The organism is Solibacillus sp. FSL W7-1464 (assembly GCF_038004425.1).
In the GTDB taxonomy this organism is placed as follows: Bacteria; Bacillota; Bacilli; order Bacillales_A; family Planococcaceae; genus Solibacillus.
The window spans coordinates 2,614,023-2,635,753 of sequence record NZ_JBBORC010000001.1 but is presented as its reverse complement, the minus strand read 5'-3'; the positions used below and the strand labels follow the sequence as shown (position 1 = coordinate 2,635,753).

21 protein-coding genes are annotated in these 21,731 nt (G+C 39.1%); 15 read left to right on the top strand and 6 right to left on the bottom strand.

Annotated features, from left to right (window positions below; translation table 11 throughout):
• Positions 1 to 23: 23 nt before the first annotated feature.
• The 7 genes from tenA to MKZ25_RS13005 all read left to right on the top strand — a co-directional run bounded on the left by tenA (position 24) and on the right by MKZ25_RS13005 (position 7,503).
• Positions 24 to 716, top strand: coding sequence for a thiaminase II (tenA, locus tag MKZ25_RS13035; protein WP_340801892.1), 693 nt, complete (start codon positions 24 to 26; stop codon positions 714 to 716).
• The gene (gene thiM, locus MKZ25_RS13030; RefSeq protein ID WP_340801891.1) at positions 694 to 1,437 is read left to right on the top strand and encodes a hydroxyethylthiazole kinase; all 744 of its coding nucleotides are present in this window, start codon (positions 694 to 696) and stop codon (positions 1,435 to 1,437) included. Before tenA ends, thiM begins: the two co-directional genes overlap by 23 nt.
• Positions 1,434 to 2,246 carry a bifunctional hydroxymethylpyrimidine kinase/phosphomethylpyrimidine kinase gene (gene thiD, locus MKZ25_RS13025; protein ID WP_340801890.1) on the top strand — a complete coding sequence of 271 codons (813 nt, stop codon included), beginning with the start codon at positions 1,434 to 1,436 and terminating at the stop codon, positions 2,244 to 2,246. Before thiM ends, thiD begins: the two co-directional genes overlap by 4 nt.
• Entirely contained in the window at positions 2,230 to 2,847 is a 618-nt protein-coding gene (thiE, locus tag MKZ25_RS13020; RefSeq protein ID WP_340801889.1) for a thiamine phosphate synthase, read from the top strand. The genes thiD and thiE overlap by 17 nt, the downstream gene beginning before the upstream one ends.
• 125 nt (positions 2,848 to 2,972) lie before the next feature.
• Positions 2,973 to 5,336 (top strand): bifunctional 2',3'-cyclic-nucleotide 2'-phosphodiesterase/3'-nucleotidase, encoded by a 2,364-nt coding sequence (locus MKZ25_RS13015; RefSeq protein ID WP_340801888.1) that lies wholly within the window; start codon positions 2,973 to 2,975, stop codon positions 5,334 to 5,336.
• Between the two features lie 201 nt (positions 5,337 to 5,537).
• Entirely contained in the window at positions 5,538 to 6,452 is a 915-nt protein-coding gene (locus MKZ25_RS13010) for a glycine betaine ABC transporter substrate-binding protein (protein ID WP_340801887.1), read from the top strand.
• Between the two features lie 142 nt (positions 6,453 to 6,594).
• Entirely contained in the window at positions 6,595 to 7,503 is a 909-nt protein-coding gene (locus tag MKZ25_RS13005) for a glycine betaine ABC transporter substrate-binding protein (protein ID WP_340801886.1), read from the top strand.
• 82 nt (positions 7,504 to 7,585) lie between these two features.
• On the opposite strand, the gene MKZ25_RS13000 is transcribed toward MKZ25_RS13005, so the two are convergent.
• Positions 7,586 to 8,578 carry an EAL domain-containing protein gene (locus tag MKZ25_RS13000; RefSeq protein ID WP_340801885.1) on the bottom strand — a complete coding sequence of 331 codons (993 nt, stop codon included), beginning with the start codon at positions 8,576 to 8,578 and terminating at the stop codon, positions 7,586 to 7,588.
• 201 nt (positions 8,579 to 8,779) lie between these two features.
• Between MKZ25_RS13000 and MKZ25_RS12995 the strand changes: the two genes are divergently transcribed.
• Both MKZ25_RS12995 and MKZ25_RS12990 read left to right on the top strand, forming a co-directional pair.
• On the top strand, positions 8,780 to 10,084 hold the full coding sequence (locus MKZ25_RS12995) for a globin-coupled sensor protein (RefSeq protein ID WP_340801884.1): 1,305 nt from the start codon (positions 8,780 to 8,782) through the stop codon (positions 10,082 to 10,084).
• A gap of 166 nt (positions 10,085 to 10,250) precedes the next feature.
• Positions 10,251 to 11,342: an NAD(P)-dependent alcohol dehydrogenase gene (locus MKZ25_RS12990; RefSeq protein ID WP_340801883.1), complete on the top strand. Its 1,092-nt coding sequence runs from the start codon at positions 10,251 to 10,253 to the stop codon at positions 11,340 to 11,342.
• 50 nt (positions 11,343 to 11,392) lie between these two features.
• Here the strand turns inward: MKZ25_RS12990 and MKZ25_RS12985 are convergent, their stop codons facing one another.
• Positions 11,393 to 12,076 carry a TraR/DksA C4-type zinc finger protein gene (locus MKZ25_RS12985; protein WP_340801882.1) on the bottom strand — a complete coding sequence of 228 codons (684 nt, stop codon included), beginning with the start codon at positions 12,074 to 12,076 and terminating at the stop codon, positions 11,393 to 11,395.
• A 163-nt stretch (positions 12,077 to 12,239) separates the two neighbouring features.
• Here MKZ25_RS12985 and MKZ25_RS12980 point away from each other — a divergent pair, with 163 nt between their 5' ends.
• A complete protein-coding gene (locus MKZ25_RS12980; protein WP_340801880.1) occupies positions 12,240 to 13,904 on the top strand; it encodes a ribonuclease J in 1,665 nt (554 codons plus the stop codon).
• Between the two features lie 103 nt (positions 13,905 to 14,007).
• Here MKZ25_RS12980 and MKZ25_RS12975 read toward each other — a convergent pair whose 3' ends face one another.
• Both MKZ25_RS12975 and MKZ25_RS12970 read right to left on the bottom strand, forming a co-directional pair.
• Positions 14,008 to 14,559: an integrase gene (locus MKZ25_RS12975; RefSeq protein ID WP_340801879.1), complete on the bottom strand. Its 552-nt coding sequence runs from the start codon at positions 14,557 to 14,559 to the stop codon at positions 14,008 to 14,010.
• Between the two features lie 280 nt (positions 14,560 to 14,839).
• Positions 14,840 to 15,136, bottom strand: coding sequence for a KGG domain-containing protein (locus MKZ25_RS12970; RefSeq protein ID WP_340801878.1), 297 nt, complete (start codon positions 15,134 to 15,136; stop codon positions 14,840 to 14,842).
• A 365-nt stretch (positions 15,137 to 15,501) separates the two neighbouring features.
• Between MKZ25_RS12970 and MKZ25_RS12965 the strand changes: the two genes are divergently transcribed.
• On the top strand, positions 15,502 to 17,295 hold the full coding sequence (locus MKZ25_RS12965; RefSeq protein ID WP_340801877.1) for a carbon starvation CstA family protein: 1,794 nt from the start codon (positions 15,502 to 15,504) through the stop codon (positions 17,293 to 17,295).
• Between the two features lie 35 nt (positions 17,296 to 17,330).
• Here MKZ25_RS12965 and MKZ25_RS12960 read toward each other — a convergent pair whose 3' ends face one another.
• Complete coding sequence (locus MKZ25_RS12960; RefSeq protein ID WP_340801876.1) at positions 17,331 to 17,894, bottom strand: GNAT family N-acetyltransferase; 564 nt, start codon at positions 17,892 to 17,894, stop codon at positions 17,331 to 17,333.
• 205 nt (positions 17,895 to 18,099) lie between these two features.
• Here MKZ25_RS12960 and MKZ25_RS12955 point away from each other — a divergent pair, with 205 nt between their 5' ends.
• The 3 genes from MKZ25_RS12955 to MKZ25_RS12945 are packed head-to-tail and all read left to right on the top strand — an operon-like array spanning position 18,100 to position 20,607.
• On the top strand, positions 18,100 to 18,876 hold the full coding sequence (locus tag MKZ25_RS12955; RefSeq protein WP_340801875.1) for an ABC transporter ATP-binding protein: 777 nt from the start codon (positions 18,100 to 18,102) through the stop codon (positions 18,874 to 18,876).
• An 11-nt stretch (positions 18,877 to 18,887) separates the two neighbouring features.
• On the top strand, positions 18,888 to 19,826 hold the full coding sequence (locus MKZ25_RS12950; RefSeq protein WP_340801873.1) for an ABC transporter substrate-binding protein: 939 nt from the start codon (positions 18,888 to 18,890) through the stop codon (positions 19,824 to 19,826).
• Positions 19,827 to 19,845: 19 nt separating this feature from the next.
• Positions 19,846 to 20,607: an ABC transporter permease gene (locus MKZ25_RS12945; RefSeq protein ID WP_340801872.1), complete on the top strand. Its 762-nt coding sequence runs from the start codon at positions 19,846 to 19,848 to the stop codon at positions 20,605 to 20,607.
• Positions 20,608 to 20,622: 15 nt separating this feature from the next.
• On the opposite strand, the gene MKZ25_RS12940 is transcribed toward MKZ25_RS12945, so the two are convergent.
• Entirely contained in the window at positions 20,623 to 21,051 is a 429-nt protein-coding gene (locus MKZ25_RS12940; protein ID WP_340801871.1) for a winged helix-turn-helix transcriptional regulator, read from the bottom strand.
• Between the two features lie 163 nt (positions 21,052 to 21,214).
• Between MKZ25_RS12940 and MKZ25_RS12935 the strand changes: the two genes are divergently transcribed.
• Positions 21,215 to 21,730, top strand: a complete 516-nt coding sequence (locus tag MKZ25_RS12935; RefSeq protein WP_340801870.1) for a DUF4242 domain-containing protein — start codon at positions 21,215 to 21,217, stop codon at positions 21,728 to 21,730.
• The last annotated feature ends 1 nt before the right edge of the window (position 21,731 follow it).

Sequence of the window (21,731 nt, the reverse complement as noted above, 5' to 3'; positions counted from 1 at the left end):
GCCAACAAAAAGGAGGAGTAACAATGGGATTTTGTGAAAAGGTAAGGAAAGAAACGGATTTTTATTGGGAGGCCAGCTTCTATCACCCATTTGTACAAGGTATTGCAGATGGGAGTTTACCGCTGGAGAATTTTAAGTTTTATATGCTGCAGGATGCGTATTATTTAAAACATTATACGAAAGTTCTGGCTCTGGCAGCTGCAAAAGCGACTTCGGATGACGATGTTCAATATTTTCTGCAAACAGCAAAATTTATTCATGACGCAGAGCTGGAGTTACACCGTACAACGTTTCAAGAATTAGGGGTGACAGCGGAGGAGTTGGAACAATTCGAACCGGCTCCAGCAGCCTATAACTATGTAAGCCATATGTACAATGCAGTACATAACGGAGATGTAGCAGAAGCATTTGCGGCAATTTTACCTTGCCCATGGCTGTATCAGGAAATTGGGCAAAGGTTAAAAGATGCCTGCCCGAATGTCCCCCTTTATGAACAGTGGATTGCACTATATGCGTCCGATGAGATGCTACAAAATATTGAATTACAAAAATCGATGCTGGATCGATATGCGAAAGAACAACCGGCAAAGCTAAAGGTATTACAGGAACATTTTAAGAAAAGCTGCTATTACGAATGGATGTTCTGGGAGATGCCTTGGACGAAGCAAAGCTGGAAACAAGGGGTGTATGTCAATGAGCCTGCAAGCAATTCATAAAAACCAGCCGTTAGTCCATTGTATTACAAACTATGTCGTCGCAAATTTTACAGCAAATGGATTGCTGGCGGTGGGTGCTTCACCAGTAATGGCGGATGCGATAGAAGAAGCGGGGGAAATGGCTGCACAGTCAAACGCATTACTTTTGAATATGGGTACTTTGAATGAACGGACAGTAGATTCGATGAAGCAAGCTGGACTGAGTGCAAATAAGCATCATACTCCGGTTGTTCTCGATCCGGTTGGGGCAGGGGCAACGAAGTATCGAGCTGAAACAGCACAACAATTGCTAGACCTTTTAAAGATTGATGTCATCCGCTGCAATATTGGAGAACTGGCGGCTCTTGCGGGAGCGGATTGGTCTTCCAAAGGTGTTGATAGCGGCATTGGGGATATAGATGTTGCAGCGACTGCCAAACTATTGGCTACCAACTATCAATCTATTGTGATCGTTACAGGTGAACAAGATGTTATTACGGATGGGGATAGAGTCGAATTTGTAACGGGTGGTCATGAAAAAGTGACAAAGATGACGGGGAGCGGCTGCTTGCTGAGTGCATTTTGTGCTGCAGTGCTTGCAAACAGTAAAGAACCGTTTGGTGACTTACTAACGCTGCTGAACGAATATAAACAGGCAAGTGCCAATTCTGTTGCAGCTATAGGAACTTTCCACACAAATTTCTTGAATGAACTAGAAAATTTAGCGGAGGGACGACGATGATTACATGTACAATTGCAGGCTCGGATAGCGGTGGCGGTGCAGGCATCCAAGCAGACTTGAAAACGTTTCAGGAACTACGTGTATTTGGCACATCGGTCATTACCGCACTGACTGCACAAAATACCGAAGGGGTGCATGGGATTTATCCGACAACGGCCGATTTCGTGCAAGCTCAGCTAAAAGCGGTACTTCAGGATTTTGAGATAAAGGCAATTAAAACAGGGATGCTGTTTAGTGCGGAAATTATCGAAGCTATTGTCGCGTTACTAAAAGACACAGAAATTCCGCTAATCGTTGATCCGGTCATGATTGCAAAAGGAGGGGCCAGTTTACTGGAACAGGAGGCAACAACGGCCCTTAAGAAAAAGTTACTGCCGCTTGCAACTGTTTGTACACCGAACATTCCGGAAGCGGAAATCCTGACTGGGTATACAATTCAAACGGAAGAAGATATCAAATTAGCGGCGCAGGAATTATTAAGTCTAGGGATGGAATGTGTCGTCATAAAGGGTGGCCACTTAAACAGTAAGCATGCGACAGATACTGTTTTCATTCGCGGGGAGCAACCATTTAAAATGAAAACCGAGCGAGTGGATACGAAGCATACCCATGGAACAGGATGTACATTTTCGGCAGCAATCACGGCGGAAATGGCAAAAGGAAGATCGATAGAGGCAGCCATTATAGAAGCAAAAAAATATGTGCAGCTGGCAATTCGTCATCCGCTCAATATCGGTCACGGGTTTGGTCCGACAAATCATTTCGCCTATCATGAACAGCGAGGGTTGTGCAATGTCCATGTTTTTTGATTTAAATAAATATTTTGTAATGGGAACAATCAATTGTATACGCGACCCGCTGATTGTTTTGGAAGAAGCGCTACAGTCTGGAATTACGATGTTCCAGCTGAGGGAAAAAGGAAAAAATTCTTTAAAAGGCGATGAGTATATTCAATTTGCCCGTCAATGCCAAAAGCTGTGCCAAATATATAAAGTACCATTCATTATCAATGATGATGTCGAACTTGCATTAACATTAAATGCAGATGGGATTCATGTAGGTCAGGAAGATACCGAGGTAGAAAAGTTTAGATCTTTTGCGAAAGGTAAAATCGTCGGGGTATCGGTTCATACAATGGAGCAACTGGAATTGGCCATTGCCAATGGGGCAGATTATGCGGGGATTGGTCCAATCTATGAAACTTCAACAAAAGATGATGCGAGGGCACCGGTAGGGCTGAAGCTGTTGGAGGAAGCGAAATCTCAGTATCCAAAATTCCCGATTGTAGCAATTGGCGGAATCTCCACTGAAAACAGTTTCATTGTCAGGCAAACCGGAGTAAATGGAGTAGCCGTTATTTCGGCAATCAGTCATAGTAATACTATAAATGAAACTGTAAATATGCTTTAAATTGAAGTTTGTAAAAAAAGTCCTATTTTAATAGAAAAAGCCTGTACCAAAATACTCTTTTCCACTATTCTGGTAATTTAGTATGATAGTTCTGATGTACATTACAGAATATGGGAGTGAAAGGAATGTTGAAAAAACTATCTGCTTCAGCCTTAACGCTAACACTTTTAGCGAGTGGCATGTCAGCAGTTTCAGCGGCACCAGCAACTACGAATGAAAATATGACACGTGGAGAGTTTGTGAAAGGTGTAATTGATGCCTTGGGAGTAGAGATAGGTACAGGACAGTCTGTAAAATTCCAGGATGTACCTGATTCACTTAAACCTTATATTGAAAAAGCGGTGGAATTAAAGTTAATTAAAGGTAAAACTCCAACCGAATTTGCACCGAACGAAAAACTGACACGCACACATGCTTTCCTTATTGCGGCAAGAGGATTACAGGATGAGAAAACATATTCTGAAAAGGTATTGGATCAGTTTAAAGACGCAAATAAAATTGGACAAGGCAATCGCCAGGAAATGGCCAAAGCAGTAGCAACAGGGTTACTGACAGGTTTTGAAGACGGTACGATCCGCCCGAATGATTTTGTTACAGAAGCGCAGATGCAAAAAATTCTTCAGCGCTTTTTGGAAGAATACAGTCCGGTAAAAGCAAACACGACGGTTTCATTACGTATTTTAGGCACAACGGACATTCATACAAATATTGTAAACTATGATTACTACAAAGATACGCCAACGAATAGTTTAGGTTTGGCAAAAACTGCGCTACTTATCGAAAAGGCGCGTGAGGAAAATCCAAATACAGTGCTGTTTGACAATGGAGATGCCATACAAGGAACACCACTTGGCTCATATATTCAGTCCGTAACAAAATTAAAAGACGGTGAAATTCATCCATCGATTGCTGCGATGATTGCACTTGATTATGATGCGGCGACATACGGTAACCACGAGTTTAACTACGGCTTGGAATTTATCGATGAAGTAACGGATGATGCCCCATTCCCGTATGTTAACGCCAATGTGCGCAATGCAGCGACAAAGGAACTAATGTATAAGCCATATATCATGATTGAAAAAGATGTAGTCGATTCGAACGGTGAAAAAACGAAAATTAATATTGGGGTGACAGGTATTGTCCCACCTCAAATTTTGAAATGGGATAAAGCGAATTTAGAAGGAAAAGTAACAGTCGATGATTCGGTGGACGCTGTTAAAACAGTCGTTCCGCAAATGAAAGAAGCAGGGGCGGATGTTGTCGTAGTGCTTTCACACTCAGGTATGGGAGATGCTACACATGAAAAAGGCGAAGAGGATGTATCATATTTATTATCTACAATTGAAGATGTGGACGCCATCATTACAGGGCATGCCCATGGTGTCTTCCCGGGTGAAGTGGATAGCTCTATAAAAAATGTGGACATTGAAAAAGGAACAATGAACGGTAAGCCGATTGTTATGGCCGGCAAATTCGGTAGTCATTTAGGGGTCATTGATCTAGAGCTAGAGAAAAAAGGCAACGCTTGGGATGTTACAACAGGTAACGGCGCGGTGCGTGAAATCGCAAAAGATAATGACACTGTCAGCACTGAGGTTGTAGAAAGCGTGAAAGAAGCGCATGAAGGAACAATTAAGTACGTACGTCAGGCAGTAGGGACAACGACAGCTAACATTCACAGTTATTTCTCGCAAGTACAGGATGATCCTTCCATTCAAATTGTAACGGATGCCCAATCAATCTATGTGAAAGAAAAGCTGAAAGGTACAGCGTATGAAAACCTTCCTGTCCTATCAGCGGGTGCACCATTCAAAGCAGGAACAAGAAGTGATCCGGAATACTATACGTTTGTACCTAAAGGCGAGCTAGCGATTAAAAATGTAGCAGATTTATATTTATATGATAATACACTTGCTATGTTGAAAGTAACAGGTGCGGATGTGAAAGAATGGCTGGAAATGTCTGCAGGCCAATTCAATCAGATTGATGCAGCAAAGTCAGATGAACAGCAATTAATCAATGCCGAATACCGTTCATATAATTATGATGTGATTGACGGTGTGACGTATGAAATTGATGTAACTAAACCGGCAAAATACGATGAGGACGGAAATTTAGTAAACGAACAAGCATCACGTATTGTCAATCTGCAATATAACGGCAAGCCAATTGATGCGGCACAGGAATTTATCGTAGCAACGAATAACTATCGTGCAAGCGGTACATTCCCGGGTGTTCGTAATGCGACAGCGGTTGAAATTTATCCGGATGAAAACCGCCAGGCAATTATCGATTATATTTTAGCCGAAAAAACAATCGATCCGACAGCAGATGGTAACTGGAAATTCGCTCCGATTCCGGATAGTGTTAACGTTGTATTTGAATCTTCTAAAAATGCAGTTGATGTTTTAGATGAAAATAGTGCAATTAAGTATATTGGAGACGGTACAGACGGTTTTGGAAAGTATGGTTTAAAAACAAAATAATTAAAAAATGCCTGTAGACGAAGAATTCATTTTTTCTGTCTACAGGTTTTTTTGTATTTTTGGAATTCCAGTCACGAGTAAGAACGACGGACTTTATAGTAACTATTTCTAAGATGAATCCGTTTGACATAGTAACAACCTGTTGTTAGTATTGAGTTGTTACTTTTTTTGTATATAAATTTCAATTTAGGGGATGAGAAGATGAGCAAAATAAAAACAGTAGGTATTACTCTAGGGGTGTCTTCAGCACTTCTACTCGCAGCTTGCGGAGATGATACGGAAAATAAAGAAAATTCAACAGGCGCATCGTCTTCCAGTATTGGTGAACAGGTGAATTATACCGTTGTTGCCACTGAACCCGGAGCCGGTCTGACGGGCCTATCCCATGATGTATTGGAACAATATGAAAATCTGGAAGGCTGGACATTACAGGAAAGTTCAACTGCCGGAATGCTGAGTACACTGGATAAGGCAATCCGGAATGAAGAACCGGTTATAGTGACAGGCTGGACACCACACTGGAAATTCTCTGCTTATGATTTAAAAATACTTGAAGATCCTAAAGGTATTCTAGGCGGCGCGGAAAACATTCAAACACTTGCCAGAAAAGGGTTGGAACAGGACCTTCCTGATGTATATACAGTACTTGACCGCTTTTATTGGGAACCGGAAGATATGGAAAAAGTGATGTATGATGCACAAGAAGATGGAGACTTTGATGTCGCAGCAGCCGATTGGGTCGAAAATAACCAAGACAAAGTAAGTGAATGGACAAAAGATATAGCACAGGGAAATGGCGAGAAAGTAAAAATCATTTCTACACCATGGGATTCGGAATTTGCATCAAGCAGTGTAATAAAAACTGTGCTGGAACAATTAGGGTACGAACCTGAAGTCACTCCGGTTGACCCGGCCATTATGTTCCAGTCAATCGCAACAGGTGAAGGAGACGTAACAGTTGCACCATGGTTACCGACAACTCATAAAGCCTTTTATGACAAACATAAAGACGATATTGTGGATTTAGGTGAAAATCTGGAAGGCACACAAAATGGTTTTGTTGTACCGGCATATGTGGAGATTGATTCGATTGAAGATTTAAAGCCAAAAGAATAAATAATATAAGCCCCGTAGAGACTATACGGGGCTTATATTATTTATTTGGACCTCCAGTTTGACAAAAGTAACAACTTGTAGTTAAAATGGGGTTGTCGCTTTTTGGGAGTAGATAAATTCAGATTTTAGGGGATGAAATATTTTGAAACGATTTAAAACTTTAGGTTTAACTATGGGGATGTCTGCAGCATTGTTATTAGCAGCATGCGGAGATGATACAGGCAGCAGTGATAGTTCAAATGGAAATGAAGTCAGTCTTGGTGAAGAAGTGGGCTATACAATAGTTGGTATTGAACCTGGTGCTGGATTAACAGGTCTTACATATGACGCATTAGAACAATATGAAAATCTGGAGGGCTGGACATTACAAGAGAGTTCGACAGCCGGTATGATAGGTAGTTTAGATCAAGCAATTCGTAATGAGGAACCGATTATTGTTACAGGTTGGAAGCCTCATTGGAAATTCTCAGCTTACGATTTAAAGATATTGGAGGATCCAAAAGGAGCTTTAGGTGGGGAAGAGTATACGAATACACTTGTAAGAAAAGGGTTAGAGGAAGATTTACCTGATTTGTATACTGTTCTTGACCGATTTAATTGGGAACCGGAAGATGTAGAACAAGTAATGCTGGAAGCTTCAAATAGTGATTTTGATTCGGCTGCTGCGGAATGGATTCAAAAGAATGAAGATAAAGTGAATAAATGGACTGAAGGTATTGCAAAAGGAAACGGGGAAGAATTAAAGTTAATTACTACTACTTGGGATTCGGAATTAGCATCAAGCAGTGTCATGAAACAAGTGATTGATGAATTAGGGTATAAAGTTAATGTGATTCCGGTTGATCCAGCCATTATGTTCCAGGCTATTGCTAGCGGTGAGGGAGATGCCTCACTTTCTGCAGCACTTCCAACCACACATGATGCATTTTACAAAAAGCATAAGGAAGATATAGTGGATTTAGGAGAGAACTTAAAAGGCACACAAAATGGTTTAGTCGTACCAGCATATATGGATATCGATTCAATTGAGGATTTGGATCCAAAAAAGTAAATTACGAATATGATCTTTAGAGTAAATCTAAGATAAAAAAGGCTATGTGCAGTAGTGGGAACACTTTGCACATAGCTTTTTCTTATCCAATGGAACGCTGTGGCTCGACGCTTGGTTTTCCAAATAAATATCCCTGGAAAAGTTCATAGCCAATTTGTTTTAGCCATTCAAAATCTTCTTCGGTTTCAATCCCTTCAGCAAGAGGTGTTGCGCCAATTTCAACGGCTTTCTTTAAAAACTGTTTAGCTGTATGTTGTTTTTCAAGATCATTTTTTACACCTTGTACATACTTCATATCAAGCTTCATATAATGCGGCTTCATGTCGGCGAGCATTTCCAGTGTGTTATACCCTTCTCCTACATCATCCAAAGCATATTGAAAGCCCTTTCCGTTATAGTAGTTCAAAATCGATTTTAAATGCTCAATATCATCGACCTGCTCTGATTCGACGACTTCAAAGACAAATTGATTCGGGTCAATTTGCAGCAGTTTAGCAAGCTTCACCGTTGACTGCAGACAATATTCCGGGGAATAAATCGATGTAGGAATGAAATTGATAAATGTTTTTTTCTGAAGCACGGCAGCATATTTTACAGCAGCCATACGACATAAACGGTCCAATGCATACAAGCGCCCCCGGGTTTTAGCTGCAGTGAAAATTTCATTTGGATATATAAGCGATCCATCTTCACGGCTAAAGCGTGACAGCACTTCATAAGCATATATTTCTTTTTTGTTATTTACGATAGGCTGTGAATAGCTGACAATCGCATTTCTATGTATGACATCATCAATCCATTGCATTTCCAAAACGTTTTCAATTTCAGCAATAGACTTCCAAGCCATATCATCAATTCTAAAATAAATCTGTTCGGGTTCCATGTAATCTCTGCTAAAGTCAATAAACTCCTTTACACCCGATTCTTTTATTTTTACGAGCTGATTCTTTTTAATAATCGTTAAATTCCGGCGGTTAAAGTGATCGACAATCATATCCATCATAGCTATATTTTTTTCGCCTTCTAATAAAATATCAAACTGTAATTCAGATACGATACAGTTTTTACAGGACATGAGTTTCCCCTCGCATATAAGTTTTGATTTTACTTTATACTATTAAGTACAAATATACTATAAAAAAAATTAATAATATATACATTTGCTTATATAGGATGTACAATGTTTGTATATTAAAAAGATTGAAAAGCAGTAATATTTATAAAAAATAGTGAATAACGTTATACAAATACTATACATAATGTAAGGGTGACGATAATGGTGATATTTTGGAAGCGAAAATCGGGAGATGAAGAAAGTAAATTGGCGGAAATGGAGTGCTTTAAGCCTATTATACAATTTGCAAGCATGCCGGAATTAGAGCAGCAGATGAAATTAATCGGAATAGACGAAAAGAATTTACGTTACATAAAATCGTATCAACCTGCAATTACTGCCGGTGTATCAGAGATTACGGATGTATTTTATGAAAATGTATTAGCTGTACCATCACTAAAAAAAATAATTGAAGAACGCACAAAAATAGATCGCTTAAAGAAAACATTGAATTCGTATATTATTTCTATGTTTGATGGCGTTTTTAATGAAGAAACAATCGAAGCAAAACGGAAACTTGCCCGCATGCATTTCAAAATTGGTTTGGACCCGAAATGGTATATGGGTACATTTCAAAAATTGCAGGAAACGATGATTGTGCTCATTGGTAAAGATATAGCAGACCTTGTACTTAGAGAACAAATTACATTAAATGTGTCAAAACTTATTAACCTGGAAATGCAGATTGTATTGGAAGAATATGAAAAGGAAAATCAAAACCTTCGAAGACAGCAATATAATGTTGTCAAACTTGAATTAAAGGATAAATTATCGGCCATTATTCAAAACCTGGCTGATTTAACGGAAGAAACGAACCAATCAATTGAACAAGTTAATAGTCACACATCACATATAAACAATACAATCAAATCCAATGTCGCTATTGTCCAACATATTCATACAGATGCATTGACTGGGAAAAATGAAGTTGCGAAGCTGGAGCAAGAGATGCTTGAAATTAAAGACAGCACGGTTGAAATGGGACAATTAATAGGAAATTTAAAAGTCTCTTCAGAACAAATAATCAATATTGTAGCGCTTGTAAAAAATATTGCCGACCAAACAAATTTACTGGCATTAAACGCCTCGATTGAAGCAGCAAGAGCAGGTGAGCATGGCAAAGGGTTTGCAGTTGTCGCACAGGAAGTACGTAAACTGGCAGAGCAATCGAAAAGTTCAGTAGAGAATATAACCAACCTTATTCAGACATCCACGTTGCTAACATCGACTGCTGTTCAAATGATTGATGCTGTCCAGTCTAGGGTAGATTCAGGTTTGGACGTATCTATTAATACTCAAACGAAATTCCAGCAGATTTTAATGGCAATCGAACAAAATGAAGCACAAATAAAAGAAGTCGCAATGGATATAACAAACTTAACAAGTGTGATTAGCAATATCGGTCAAGAAACGAGAGATGTTGCAACCACTGCAGATGAACTTTATCAAATGACTACCCATCTGTAATAATTTTTTTGACTGTTGAGTAATGAATAAGGCTGTGTAAAAGTGCAAATGCTTTTACACAGTTTTTTGTTTTATGAGCCGCTTTTTATAATTAAGAGTAATTACAAAATGATTGGGAATAGTAAGGTAGGTGAGAATAAATTAACAAAAAAGGAGACACAAAGAAATGAAAATTACAGCAGCTGTAACTGAAGCACAGGGAAAAGATTTCGTCTTGCAGGAAGTGGAACTTGGATCTCCAAAAGCAAATGAAGTATTGATAAAAATTATAGCAACTGGTGTTTGTCATACAGATGCGGTAGCACGTGATTTAGCAATTGCTCCACTTCCAGCTGTTCTTGGCCATGAAGGATCAGGCATTGTGGAAGAAGTAGGGGAAGGCGTAACAAGTTTAGAAAAGGGTGACCATGTTGTCATTTCATTTGCACATTGCGGTTCATGTCCAAACTGTTTGACCGGCCATCCAACAGTTTGTGATACGTTTAATCCACTCAACTTTGGCGGTGTCCAAAATGACTATACAACACGCCTTTCAAAAGATGGTACCGAGTTAGCAACATTCTTCGGCCAGTCTTCATTCGGAACATACGCAATAGCACATGAGCGAAATGTAGTAAAAGTAGATAAAGATGTCGACTTAGCGTTGCTTGGTCCTCTTGGCTGTGGGATTCAAACAGGTGCCGGAACAGTACTAAATCGCCTTCGACCACAATTTGGTTCCACAATTGTCATATACGGATGCGGTGCTGTTGGTTTGTCTGCGTTGATGGCAGCAAAAATTGTCGGCTGTAAACAAATTATTGCCGTGGATGTCCATGATTCCCGATTGGAGTTTGCAAAAGAACTTGGAGCAACACATGTACTAAATGGAAGAAATGTTGATGTCGTTGCCGAGGTGAAAAAGATTACAAACGGCGGTTCACATTATGCAGTTGAAACGACAGGTGTGCCACCCGTTGTGAAACAGTCCCTAAATGCATTACGGCCATTAGGTACTTGTGCCATTGTAGGCGTAACACCAGAGATGGCAATTGATGTCCATAACGATATTATGGCGGAAGGGAAAACAATGATGGGGGTCATCGAAGGAGATTCGGTACCTCGCGTATTTATACCGGAGTTAGTCAACTATTATAAAGATGGGAAATTCCCGTTTGATCGACTTGTTAAGTTTTATGAATTTGAACAGATTAACGAAGCTTTTGAAGACTCAAAAAAAGGGACTACGATTAAGCCCGTTTTAAAAATCGCGAAATAAAGTAAAAAGCCGAGAAAACAGAAATTCTCGGCTTTTTGATTATATTGCGGTCATTCTAAATAATCATATTTACGTGCTTCATCTGCATATTCTTTGGAAATTTGCCCCTGAAGATAATCTTCTTTTGAAACATGCAATATTTCCAGTGCGGAATACGTATCCTCATCATCTTTGTCTTTATATAAATCATTGTAGTGATCGAAATCCCCTTCAAAATCTGCTGGTGTATCGGAATTTCCATACTGTGCGACGATTTGGAAAGAGTCTTCGTTATCTTGCAGTTCATCATCCTTTTCCCGGTTTGAAAAGGAGTTGTCAACACCCGGATGGAGCAGTTGTTCTTCAACCGGTCGATCAGTTGCAGGAGTTTTTGCATCACTATGTTCAATACAAAAAGTGGTATATGGAATTGCTTGCAGCCGATCATATGGGATTTCTGTTTGGCATTTTGCACAAACTCCATATGTACCGTCATTCATCCGTTCAAATGCTGCTTCGACTTGGCCCAATAAGTCATCACTATGAACTTTTAATGCCATATCTTTTTCACGGTCATATAATTCGGTCGCCAAATCCGCGGGATGATTGTCGATAGTAGATAGTTCATCAGTAGAATCCCTTAAACTGGCGCGTGCAATGATTTCATTTTCATTTGTATTGACATCACCAATTAATTCTCTTTTTTGTTCGATGAGCAGTCGTTTTAATTTAGTAAGCTGTTTTTCACTAAGCATCATAATCAATTCCTTTCAATAGTAGTATGGGCGAAATACGTTGAATTATTTCAAAACATCGTGAACTGCTTTCGTATAGTTTTGTTTTAAATTAGAAATACTAGTGTATAAGGCGAAATTTTATACACACGTAAAAATATCCATCCTATAGGAGGACTCGAAGTTGCTAAATACTGAAAACACACTATCCATCTTCGCACTCGGCGGCATTAATGAAATCGGAAAAAATATGTATGTCATTGAATATGGACAAGAATTGGTTATCGTTGACTGTGGCGGGAAATTTGCGGATCAAAGTTTATTAGGGGTCGATTTGATTATTCCGGATTTAAGTTATTTGGAGGAAAACAAACATAAAATTAAAGCTTTAGTCGTAACACATGGACATGAAGATCATATTGGCGGTATCCCTTATTTGCTTAGAAAAATTAATATGCCAATATATGCTTCCAGATTTACACTCGGGTTAATTGAATTGAAATTGAAAGAGCATAAATTGCTCCGCGACACAGAATTAAATGAGATCAATGCAGAATCACAAATTAGTTTCGACCAATTATCACTCACATTTTTTAAGACGAGCCACAGTATCCCAGACTGTTTAGGGATTGTTTTTCATACACCTGAAGGGAAAGTCATTCATACTGGTGACTTTAAATTTGATTTTACACCTGTTAATGATCAAACGTCAGATATTCATAAAATGGCAGCCCTCGGTTCAGAAGGGGTGCTTGCGCTAATTTCCGAAAGTACAAACGCTGAACGTCCGGGATTTACACCATCCGAGCAAGTAATTGGACGTCATTTGGATGAGGCGTTTCAAAGGGCGACCGGAAAAATCTTCATTTCTACGTTTGCATCCAATGTAAATCGTATTCATCAAATAGTCGAAGCAGCAAAAAAGACGAACCGGAAAATTGTATTATTAGGTCGCAGCATGGTCAATGTTACGTCTGTAGCGATGCGACTTGGCTACTTGGATATTCCAGGCTGGATGCTTATCGAACCAAGAGAGTTAAAAGAGTTACCGCCGGAACGGGCAGTAATATTATGTACAGGAAGCCAAGGGGAGCCATTAGCTGCGCTTTCCCGACTTTCAACTGGTCGTAATCGAGATGTCAAAGTTGTCCAAGGTGATACAGTTATATTCGCAGCTTCTCCTATACCGGGAAATGAAAAAGATGTTTCAAAAATAGTTGATAATCTGTTTCAGCTTGGCGCAAATGTAGTTTACGGAAATTCAAGCATTACCGGTATGCACGTCTCCGGACATGGCTATCAAGAAGATTTAAAAATGATGCTGACACTCATGAAGCCAAAATATTTTATTCCGATTCATGGAGAATACCGCATGCTTCATATTCACCGTTCATTGGCGGAAGCGGTTGGAGTAGAAAAAGGGCATACATTTATTCTTAAAAATGGTGAGATTGTCGATATTAAAGCCGGGGAAGCACGGCAAACGCGTGCAATTCCAGCGGGAGATACGTATGTGGATGGTACTGGAAGTGATGAAGTCGGTGAAATTGTACTGCGAGACCGAAAGCAGCTATCCGAAGACGGGATGCTAGTTATCGTTGTCACGATCAGTAAATTCGATGGTTCCATTATTTCAGGTCCGGACAGTATTTCACGCGGATTTGTCTATGCAAGAGAATCAGAAGGATTAATAAATGACATTAACGAAATTGCCCAGGCAGCTGTAGAAAACTTCAATGAAGCCAATCCTTTTGCTATGAAAAAAGCGATTAAGCATGCAGTAGATCAATATATCTTTACATTAAAAATGAAAAAGCCAATGATTTTGCCGATAATTATTGAAATATAAAATTAAATTATTAAAGAAAAACGATCTTGAAAGGAAATGTTCGCTTTCAAGATCGTTGTTTTGTTACATGCATATTTTTGAATTTTGTTTGGCATCACCAAAATTAAGCAGGCTGAAGCTCTGTTTTTTCCAGTAGCTGTTTGTAGGCTGCCAAATCCTCTTCATAATTTCTGATATATGTGGAAAGACTATGTTTTTTTATTAATTCAAATGAATTTTGATCGATCATTTGTAATTTTTGATTCAGGTTTTCTGCATTAGCCCATGCTGTTTCTTCAAAGGCTATGTTCATTTGATGTTCTTCAATAATCATACCTAGTAAATCGGGATTTTTAAATATTTCTTTAGTAGAATACTGATCTCGCATCTCAAAATAATCGAGGGTTCTGGTTAAAGAAGCATCCAGTGCAGGGCGGTCAATGGCATGACCTAGTTCATGAAGTGTAATCGTTTTTACATAGTGATCAAATGGAATGCTTGCTAGTTCTCGAGCAGCTTCCACTAATCGTGTTACATCGAAACTAACAATATTTGTTATAAAATTATAGCTCATATTTACACCGGAATGGTCTTCTTCCAGCATTATAGTGAGACCGGTAGCTTTTATAGTGGAATGAATTAATTCATATAAAAATTCGTTTGTATATTGTTGCATGTACGCACTCTTTCCTTTTCTTTATATATAAAATAAATTAGAAAACACAATAAAACGCTCACTTAAAATAGAGCGAGCATAAAATAATATATAATTCTCGTATAATATTTTCAAGTAATTTGTTTGGGTATATATACTGTGGGAAAGAAATTTTGGATAGGCGAGTAAATGCATACAAAAAAGGATGTTTGCCATTCTTCTAAACGGCAAACATCCTTATTAACGTAAATAAATAATATTTACATTTTGAATTAACCTGTCTTCAAGGTGAGTCAAATGATTAAGAGTTATTTTTGTTGTTTTTATTGTTGGAATTGTTGCTGTTATTATTTCTGCGGCTTGCTTCTCCGCCTTTACGTCCAGCTTCTTCACGGCTCATTTTGCCGCTGTTGTTATTATTGTTGTTATTACCGCTTTGGTTGTTTCCGCTGCTCGCTTCTCCACCTTTACGGCCGATTTCTTCGTAAAATTCTCTACCATGGTTATTAGATGTAGCTTCTCCGCCTTTACGACCCGCTTCTTGAACCGTCATTGATCCGTCATTCTGATTCTGATTACGTTTGTTGTTGTTAGCCATTTCTTACATCCTCCTAGTGAAAATTTTTTAGCTTATTGCTAAGCTTACTAGTTAAATTCCCATCTCACTTTATAATAAACATTAATTATATTTCATTTATATTACAAATAAATGATATAAAATTATTAGAAATGAAGGATGGAGTCTTTTTGTGGAAGAAAGTGTTCATATAACATTGATATGTAAAGCATTGTAAAAGGGAATTATTTATACTATTTTGATAATTTTAATTATTTAGCTAGCTTAGTATGATAAAATAGCTATTGTGCACAATTTTCAGTTAATTAGAAAAATTGTGATACAACAGTTTTGGAATTTGTTATTGTTATATTACAAAAAAGAGAGATACATAGGGGGAGAATGAAATGAATGCAATTACATTAGTAATTGGGGCAATATGTATTTTAGTGATTGCCTATCGTTTTTACGGAATTTTCTTTACAAAAAAAGTATTGAAGATTAACGAAGATACGCCAACACCTGCAAACGAAAAAAATGACGGACAAGATTATGTGCCAACAAATCGTTGGGTAGCTTTCGGGCATCACTTCGCAGCAATTGCAGCAGCAGGACCGTTAGTTGGACCGATTTTAGCCGCACAATTCGGTTATTTGCCGGGTTATCTTTGGTTATTGATTGGTGCTGTTATCGGGGGAGCTGTACATGATGCCGTTGTATTATTTGCTTCGATGACAAAAGGCGGGAAGTCATTATCGGAAGTTATGCGTGAAGAGCTTGGGCCTGTTGCCGGTTTTTGTACAGGATTAGCGATGCTATTCATTATTACTATTACAATGGCCGGTTTATCAATGGTTATTTTAGGAGCTTTAGCAGAAAACCCTTGGGGAACTTTTGCAGTTGCCGCAACGATACCGATTGCAATGCTCATGGGTCTAATCAATAAATTCACAGGAAACTTGAAGATTTCCACAATACTTGGGGTCTTACTCCTTGTTGGGGCGGTATTCTATGGACCGTCTATTCAAGGCACTTGGTTGGGCGATCTATTAACATTGGACCGTGAAACATTATCGATTCTCTTGCCGATTTACGCTTTCTTTGCTGCTGCTTTACCAGTATGGTTCTTACTGGCACCTCGTGATTATTTAAGCAGTTTCATGAAAATAGGGGTATTTGTTGCTTTAATCATCGGTGTGTTTATTATTAATCCGACAATTCAATTCCCTGCGATTATGCCTGACTTCCTGGGAGGTGGTCCAATCGTAGCAGGTCCTGTATGGCCGTTCGTTTCGATTACAATCGCTTGTGGAGCTATTTCCGGTTTCCATGCGTTTGTAGGATCTGGTACGACACCGAAAATGTTAAACCGCTGGGATGATATTCGTGTAGTTGGTTTTGGTGCGATGCTCGTAGAATGTGTCGTTGGGGTAATGGCACTGATTGCTGCAACTGTATTGCATCCGGCAGATTATTTTGCGATTAACTCTTCACCTGAAGCATTCGCGAAATTAGGCATGACGGTAGTCGATTTACCGGTACTGTCAGAAGCGATTGGTATGGATTTAGAGGGGCGTACTGGAGGTGCCGTAACACTTGCAGTCGGTATGGCATCCATATTTGCAGGAGTAGAGTGGTTTAGCCATTTAACCGCGTACTTCTATCAATTTGTTATTATGTTTGAAGCAGTATTTATTCTAACTGCTATTGACGCAGGTACACGTACAGCACGTTACCTAATTCAAGACTTTTTAGGAAATGTTTATAAGCCGCTGAAAAAGACGGATTGGCTCCCAGGTGCAATTGGTGCAAGTGCATTGGCCTGTATCATGTGGGGATACTTATTAAATTCAGGCGACATTGCTTCTGTCTGGGCATTGTTCGGTGTATCCAACCAGTTGATGGCCTCCATTGGTCTGGTATGTGGTGTAACATTCGTATTGAAAGTAGCGGATAAACGTATTTATGCTTTAACTTGCTTTATTCCGTTAGTGTATTTATACATTACGGTAAATGTAGCAGGATTCTGGATGGTGAAAAATGTTTACTGGAACGATATGGCGGGTGGTTACAATATTTTAAACGGTATTTTATCGATTATTATGCTGACATTAGGATTGATCATTGTAATTACATCAGTCATCAAATGGCGTGAACTGTGGGCGCATCCACGTTTCACAAAACAAGCAACTGCTAACTGATACACATAAGAAAGAACGGGAAATTAGAGTAATCTCTAAATTTTCCGTTCTTTTTGTGTTGGGTATAAATAGTTGAGAAAGTCTTCCCTGAAAACAGCATTTAAAATACACGGCTGCTTTTGTCTTTTTTCCAGCAGCAAATGTTCTTCCGGAAATTGCTGTTCGATATTTAAAGAGATGAACGGAAGTTTTTCCTGTGCTTTTTGAGAACGTAAATTGACTGTACGGGCACCGGCGAATACTACCTCAAGATGTAAGTATTCAAATGCTATTTTTAATAGTTCGATTTTAGAGGCAAGATTATAGCCTTGTCCCCAATAATCCACTCCAATCCAGCTTCCGATATGGCATTGCTTATTGGACTGATCGATGAACATCAGTGTTGTTATTCCGATCAATTGTTCTTCTTCATTCAGAATTAAACGGGAAATCGTTTTCCCTTCAGATTCCTCCAGAAGTGTATTAATAATAAAGTTTTCCGTATCTTCCACAGATTGAGTTGGAAGTCCGAGTGCATTCTTCACCTCGGGTGCCTGGGATAAACGATGGATTTCTTTAGCATAGCTAAGTGCTTGTGGAATTAATATTACTTTTTTCATTATATGACCTCACTTTCCGATAAAACGTGACAAACCTACGTATAGTAGATTGCTCCATTTTACATTATATTCAAAAAATATCCGATTATTTTTTAGAAAATAAAAATAAATTAAAAAATAAGGTTGTTTTATTTAAGTAAGTATAATAATATAACTCATATAATATAAAACCAAGTTGAATAATCGGTATTGGGGTGAAAAGTAGTTGTCGACAGCAAAGATTGAAATTAATGAAGTTTCCAAGTCGTATGGAGAAAAAGGTCCTACAGTTTTAAAGGACGTCTCATTTAATATAAATCATGGTGAAGTCATTGCCATTTTAGGAAAAAGCGGTTGTGGTAAAAGTACATTGCTAAATTGCATCGGAGGCTTCGAAACAATTAATCAGGGACAGATCCTGCTTGATGGGACTGCCGTGACAAAACCTAGTAAGCGCTGTATTATGCTGATGCAAAATTACGGACTGCTGCCATGGCGCTCTGTTCGGAAAAATGTGGAGCTCGGGATTGAGAATTCAGATTTAACGACTGCTGAAGTTACAAAAAGAGCGGCCCATTATCTACAGATGGTAGGATTGGAAGACCGTTCCAATGCATTGCCTGGTGAGCTTTCAGGCGGTATGCAGCAACGGGTAGCAATAGCCCGTGCATTGGCCATTCAACCGGAAGTTATTTTAATGGATGAGCCGTTTGGCGCGCTTGATACCTTTACACGCTATTATTTACAGGATGAATTGAAACAAATTCAGCAGCGCGAGAAGATGACGATTGTATTAGTAACCCATGACATTGATGAAGCGATTTACTTGGCAGACCGGATTCTAATCATGAAGTCAAATCCAGGTGAAATTCATAAAGAAGTTTTGCTGAAGCTGCCAAATGAACGCGATCGTGCTGATACGGATTTTCAGCATTACCGTGAAATCATATTCAATGAATTCCAATTTACTCATGATAAAGCAGCAATCGAATTTAATATTTAGGAGGATAGTAGATGAAAAAGGTAGTGTTGATCATGACAATGCTGTTCGTGGCATTGTTGTCGGCATGCGGGACGAATGAAGGAAGTTCTGCAGGTGACGGTGAAAAGCCAACGATTAAAATCGGTTATTTACCGATTACGCATGCAGTCCCGTTATATATGCAGAATGATGAAAAGTATGAAGATTACAATTTAGAGCTCGTGAAGTTCGGGTCTTGGCCTGAGCTGATGGATGCACTGAATACTGGTGCAATTGACGGGGCATCTGTATTGATCCAATTAGCGATGAATGCAAAAGAAAAAGGCATTGATCTGAAAGCGGTGGCACTTGGTCACCGGGACGGCAATGTATTGATCGGTGGTAAAGATATCAATTCCGTGGAAGAACTGAAAGGGAAATCTTTTGCGATTCCAAGCAGGTTTTCAACGCATAATATTTTGCTCTATGAAATGCTGAAAAAGCATGGCATTGCTTACGATGAAGTAGATGTGATTGAATTGCCTCCGGCGGAAATGCCCGCAGCTTTAGCGGAAGGGCGTATTGCCGGTTATGTAGTTGCTGAGCCGTTTGGTGCGATTTCTGTTGCATTGGAAAATGGGAAAGTGCTTTATCAGTCAGAAGAAATTTGGCAGGATTCCATTGATTGCGGTTTAGTATTACGCGGTCAGTTTATTAAGGACAATAAAGAATTGGCAGGAAAGTTTGTCGATGACTATGTAGCGGGCGGAGAGCTTGCACAAGGTAAAGACGACCATATGCATGAAGTTGTTGGTCAATATTTAACAGTTGAAGAAAACGTACTGGATATTTCATTGGATTGGATTTCCTACGACAACTTAAGCATTGAACAGGACAGTTATGCGATTTTGCGTGATGCATTACTGGAAATGGGATTATCCGAAAACCCGCCTTCCTATGAAGATTTTGTTGATGCCAGCTTTGTAAATTAGTAGAGGACGGAGGGATAGTATGGCGGTAGTGAAGAAATTGTCCCCGATTGCACTAGGCTTTCTATTATTACTTGTCGTTTGGCAAGCTGCAATTATGATAGGCGGGCATCAGTCGGCACTTTTCCCTCCGCCTTTAAAAGTGGGGGAAGCGTTACTGGCGATCATTTCCGATGGTACGCTGTTTGGACATATACAAATTAGTTTATTTCGATTTTTCTCAGGTTATCTGATTGCTGTCGTTGCAGCCATTTCATTAGGGCTGATTTTAGGAAGACTGCCGGCTGTCTGGAAAGTGCTTGATCCGGTTGTGCAAGTATTGCGACCGGTTTCGCCGATTGCGTGGTCACCATTTATCGTTTTATGGTTCGGCATCGGGAATATGCCGGCGATCGTTATTATTTTTATCGCTGCATTTTTCCCGGTCTTATTGTCAACGGTATCAGCGGTTAAAAAAGTCGATAAAACGTATTTACGTATTGCATCGAATTTTGAGATGAGTCCTTTTGAGACAATGAGAAAAATTATATTGCCGGCTTCATTTCCGATGATCGCAAATGGACTGCATATGGCGCTAGGTTCTGCATGGATCTTCCTCGTAGCCGGTGAGATGGTCGGTGCGCAATCGGGTCTAGGATTTCTAATTGTCGATGCACGAAATTCTTTGAGTCTGGATTTAGTTATGGCTTGTATTGTTGTAATCGGAGTACTTGGTCTTTTACTGGATAAAGGCATTCATCATTTTGAAAGCTGGGTAAACCGCATTTGGGGAGGCGCAAAATAAAACTGCCTAAAGATTTTAGACAGTTTTTAACGGCCGTATATGAATTGTGTCAACGCGTTCGCCTGTTTCAGTAGAATAATATCCGATTTCTACACGGTGTTCATCAGGACCGACGATTTCTTTATAGCAGGTTTCCAGATGATCAGCACCCCATATAATCATCGAATTGAAAACATCCTCAAGGGCAGTACCTTTTTCCGTTAATGTATAACGGTAACGTGGTGGATGGATGGAATATAGCTCACTTTGGACGATCTGTGCATCTTCCAGTTCTTTTAACCGGTTTGAAAGAATATTTGCTGATAAACCTGGAAGTTTCAGTTTAATATCATTGAAGTTCGTTTCACCAATCAGCAGTTCATGAATGATGAGAAGTGTCCAACGATCACCAAGTATATTTAATGTTTGTGCAATGTTACAAGGTAAGTCATAGCGTGTTTTCATGTTTTCGCCTCCTTGATACAAGTATAAACATTAATTTTATGCAAAGCGAGTTAATTTTTTTAACCTGAAAAGGACATTTGAAATGGATATTCATAGTGCGCTCGATCAGAACGCCTATTTGAATATATAACAATCTAACATTTACTATTAGGAGGAAAATACAATGAGTTTATATTTAGTAGAATCAACAATCAATGAAGTTTCTTCAAAGGAAGCATTTTCGGCATTAGTCGAAAAAGTGCATGCTACAGAAGGCGTTGGGGTAATCGAAGTTCAAGTGGCGAAAGATTTTTCACGTGGCTATTTCATTATTGAAGCAACTGATGAGGAAGCAGTAAAAACAGCATTGCAAACACAAGGTATTGCAATTGATTTAGTAAAGGAAGTGCGTTTAATCGGGAAAGAACTTGATGAAGTCAAAGCAGGCGGCGAGCAAGTAAACTACCTGGTAGAATGGGAAATCCCTGCAGAAATCACAATGGAAAAATATTTGGAGCGTAAAAAGAAAAATTCGGTAAAATACGAAGAAGTTCCAGATGTAAAATTCTCTCGTACGTATGTATGTGAAGATATGACAAAATGTTTATGTTTCTATGATGCACCGGATGAAGCAGCTGTAAAACGTGCACGTGAAGCAGTACAAACACCGATCACATCTTTAACGGAATTGGCAGACTAAA

What these genes read in the sequence shown, in the direction of transcription:
- tenA (WP_340801892.1), top strand. Translation starts at nt 24, where the DNA reads ATGGGATTTTGTGAAAAGGTAAGGAAAGAAACGGATTTTTATTGGGAG.
- thiM (WP_340801891.1), top strand. Translation starts at nt 694, where the DNA reads ATGAGCCTGCAAGCAATTCATAAAAACCAGCCGTTAGTCCATTGTATT.
- thiD (WP_340801890.1), top strand. Translation starts at nt 1,434, where the DNA reads ATGATTACATGTACAATTGCAGGCTCGGATAGCGGTGGCGGTGCAGGC.
- thiE (WP_340801889.1), top strand. Translation starts at nt 2,230, where the DNA reads ATGTCCATGTTTTTTGATTTAAATAAATATTTTGTAATGGGAACAATC.
- MKZ25_RS13015 (WP_340801888.1), top strand. Translation starts at nt 2,973, where the DNA reads ATGTTGAAAAAACTATCTGCTTCAGCCTTAACGCTAACACTTTTAGCG.
- MKZ25_RS13010 (WP_340801887.1), top strand. Translation starts at nt 5,538, where the DNA reads ATGAGCAAAATAAAAACAGTAGGTATTACTCTAGGGGTGTCTTCAGCA.
- MKZ25_RS13000 (WP_340801885.1), bottom strand. Translation starts at nt 8,578, where the DNA reads ATGTCCTGTAAAAACTGTATCGTATCTGAATTACAGTTTGATATTTTA.
- MKZ25_RS12995 (WP_340801884.1), top strand. Translation starts at nt 8,780, where the DNA reads ATGGTGATATTTTGGAAGCGAAAATCGGGAGATGAAGAAAGTAAATTG.
- MKZ25_RS12990 (WP_340801883.1), top strand. Translation starts at nt 10,251, where the DNA reads ATGAAAATTACAGCAGCTGTAACTGAAGCACAGGGAAAAGATTTCGTC.
- MKZ25_RS12985 (WP_340801882.1), bottom strand. Translation starts at nt 12,076, where the DNA reads ATGCTTAGTGAAAAACAGCTTACTAAATTAAAACGACTGCTCATCGAA.
- MKZ25_RS12975 (WP_340801879.1), bottom strand. Translation starts at nt 14,559, where the DNA reads ATGCAACAATATACAAACGAATTTTTATATGAATTAATTCATTCCACT.
- MKZ25_RS12970 (WP_340801878.1), bottom strand. Translation starts at nt 15,136, where the DNA reads ATGGCTAACAACAACAAACGTAATCAGAATCAGAATGACGGATCAATG.
- MKZ25_RS12965 (WP_340801877.1), top strand. Translation starts at nt 15,502, where the DNA reads ATGAATGCAATTACATTAGTAATTGGGGCAATATGTATTTTAGTGATT.
- MKZ25_RS12960 (WP_340801876.1), bottom strand. Translation starts at nt 17,894, where the DNA reads ATGAAAAAAGTAATATTAATTCCACAAGCACTTAGCTATGCTAAAGAA.
- MKZ25_RS12950 (WP_340801873.1), top strand. Translation starts at nt 18,888, where the DNA reads ATGAAAAAGGTAGTGTTGATCATGACAATGCTGTTCGTGGCATTGTTG.
- MKZ25_RS12945 (WP_340801872.1), top strand. Translation starts at nt 19,846, where the DNA reads ATGGCGGTAGTGAAGAAATTGTCCCCGATTGCACTAGGCTTTCTATTA.
- MKZ25_RS12940 (WP_340801871.1), bottom strand. Translation starts at nt 21,051, where the DNA reads ATGAAAACACGCTATGACTTACCTTGTAACATTGCACAAACATTAAAT.
- MKZ25_RS12935 (WP_340801870.1), top strand. Translation starts at nt 21,215, where the DNA reads ATGAGTTTATATTTAGTAGAATCAACAATCAATGAAGTTTCTTCAAAG.